Source organism: Nostocoides australiense Ben110, from assembly GCF_001050535.1.
Taxonomy (GTDB): domain Bacteria; phylum Actinomycetota; class Actinomycetes; order Actinomycetales; family Dermatophilaceae; genus Nostocoides_A; species Nostocoides_A australiense.
The window spans coordinates 3413220-3415206 of sequence record NZ_HG764815.1; the positions used below are offsets into that span (position 1 = coordinate 3413220).

Consider the following 1987-nt stretch of genomic DNA (forward strand, 5'->3'; position numbering starts at 1 on the left):
CTTCCCCTATCCCGTGAAGAAGTTCGACATCCAGAACGAGCGGGTGCCCCGCTCGCGCATCGGGTGGGAGGTGGCCGCGGCCACCCGCGAGCTGACGGTCGGCCACGGCACCGTGCGCATCCAGCGCAATGGCAAGTTCCACTCGGTCGTGACGATTCTCGAGAACTACGACGGCACCTGGCGCAAGACGCACGGCATGGACGTCCCGATGTACAAGGTCCAAGGCGGAGGCCTGAAGAGCTACACCAGCCCAGAAGCGATGGCCGCAACCGGCGATGTCGAGAAGAAGAACCCCGACGACACCGACTTCAGCGACATCTGGCAGCTCACCCAGCGGCTCGCCGCACCCGATTCGCCGGAGAAGTTCGCCTGGATCCGCGCCAACCTGGCCCTTCCGCAGATCGCCAACTACACGGCGCATACGGTCGTCACCCGCCGCTGGGACACCGGAACCCGCAACTTCTACATGGTCAAGAACCCCCAGACGGGCCGCTGGCAGGTGCTCGCCTGGGACTTCGACAATGTCTTCAACAACGCCACCGACGGCAAGGGCGCTTTCCTCACCCCGCTGCTCGACCGGCCCGGCCTGTGGCAGACGCTCTTCAAGATGCCCGACTTCCAGGCCATGCACTACCGGCGCGTACGCACCCTGCACGACCGCTTCCTCGTCGGCAACGGCCTGGTCGATCGCTTCGACGAGTTGACGGTCGGCCATGAGAGCGACCTCGCCCTCGACGTGGCGAAATGGGGCGGCCCGACGCTGGCCACCGCCCGCGGCGTCTTCGTCGCCGGTGTGGAGGAGCGCCGCCGGGAGATCGCCAATGGCACGACCAACGGGATCATCCCGACCTCGCAGAGCCCGACGGCGGCCCCGGTCGTCAACGAGATCCAGGCAGTGCCGGGAGCCACGCGCCCCGAATACCTCGAGGTCTACAACCCCGGCACGACCGGCTTGGACATCAGCGACTGGTCGATCCCCGCGGTCGGCCTGACACAGCTCATCCCGGGGACCGTCGTGCCCCCCAAGAGCTACCTCGTGTGGAGCAACGACGACGCCAAGCTCGTCAGTGCCTTCGGCGGCGACTTCATCGCCGGTGGCATCTTCTCCGGTGACCTGGCCGACACGGGCGAGGAGGTCGCCATCCTGGACGGTGCGCGCGTGGCCGACTCGGTGACCTATGCGACGACCAGCCCGTGGCCGGGACCCTCGGGTCCGTCGCTGGAACTCAAGGACCCGGCGCTCGACAACAGCCTCGGCGCCAACTGGGCCTTCAGCACCGACGCACGCAGCGGCACGGCCGGCACCCGCAACGCGGTGTTCGTCCAACCGCCTAGCACCACGACCACGGTCTTCCCGTTCGGCTCGACCTGGAAGTGGTATCCGTGGGTCACCCCGAACCAGTACTGGAAGAACCTCACGTTCAACGACTCCTCCTGGAGGACCGGCCCCGGCCCGCTCGGGTTCCGGTCCACGCAGAAGACCACCATCAACACCGCCACCGGGCGCGTTTCCTACTACTTCCGCAAGACCTTCGACATCGGCTCCGGTCCGCGCGCGGGCGTCACCTTGCGCCTGCGTCGCGATGACGGTGCGGTGGTCTATGTCAATGGCGTGGAGGTGGCGCGCAGCAATATGCCGGCCGGCGCCATCACGCCGATGACGCGGGCGAAGTCGGACGTCCTGCCCGGCAAGCAGGGAACGACATACTCGATCACGTTGCCGCCGAGCGCCTTCCGCAACGGCAGCAACACCATCGCGGTCGAGGTGCACCAGTTCACCGCCACGGCGACGAGCGACTTGTTCTTCGACGCGAGCCTGGTCGTCCGCTCCTCCTGAGCGGACGCACCACCGCCTTTAGGACGCGGCCTGCCGAGCGCGTTTGCGCTTGGCGAGGATGCGGGTGATCACCAGCCCGATCATGCCGAGGAACCCGGCCGCGGTGACCGGCTGCTCCTCCGGCGTGGCCCGCCGCGCCGCGACGGGGGC

1 protein-coding gene is annotated in these 1987 nt (G+C 67.8%); it reads left to right on the forward strand.

The window, feature by feature from the left end:
* A partial coding sequence (locus tag BN11_RS16610) for a CotH kinase family protein (RefSeq protein ID WP_201329288.1) occupies positions 1-1837 on the forward strand: 1837 nt, incomplete at its 5' end.
* Between the last annotated feature and the right edge of the window lie 150 nt (positions 1838-1987).